The organism is Mycobacterium sp. 1245499.0, assembly GCF_001673615.1.
GTDB lineage: Bacteria > Actinomycetota > Actinomycetes > Mycobacteriales > Mycobacteriaceae > Mycobacterium > Mycobacterium europaeum_A.
Genome location: NZ_LZMG01000397.1, coordinates 1 through 588 on the forward strand (window position 1 = coordinate 1; position 588 = coordinate 588).

A 588-nucleotide genomic window follows, 5' to 3' on the forward strand; every position below is an offset into this window, starting at 1 on the left:
CGCATAGTCCAGTTCGCGGAACGCGATGCGGCTTACCAGGTCTTCCTCGTAGCGAAACGGTAGGTTGCCCAGGGTGGTGAACCGGGACAGCGCCCACCACAGTAACTTTCGGCCATCGAGTAGCAGGTCGAGTTGCCGTTCGAGTAGGTCGGCCCCGCCGTAACCGTAAATCGTCGCCACGACCTGCGTCGCCGCCGCATCCATGATCCCGGCGTCGACCAGCTTGCGCATTTTGGGTGCCACTGAAGCGGTTTCGGGGCTGTCCCCCTTCAGCAGCAGCCGGCGAATCGCGCGGCGCACGATCACGATGTCGTGCCGGGACAGCAACGGCGAATCGAGCACCATGCCCCGCACCCGCTGCGGATGCCGCACCCCCACTCCGGCGGCGATATAGGTGCCGTACGAGGCGCCATAAATGACCGCCGACTGCGCTTGCGCGTCGTCGAGCACCGCGGCCACGTCATCGACCACCTGGTTCACGGTCATAGATTGCGGGGGCAGATCGGCGCCCGAGTCGTCGTGCCGCGACATCCCCACCCCGCGGTGTTCGACCATGATGACGTCGAGGCCGGCCGCCGCTGCGCGCCG

At 66.5% G+C, this 588-nt stretch carries 1 protein-coding gene; it reads right to left on the bottom strand.

Annotated features, from left to right (window positions below):
* The coding region (locus tag A5646_RS24850; protein ID WP_156765692.1) for an alpha/beta fold hydrolase at positions 1–588 on the bottom strand (588 nt) is incomplete at both ends.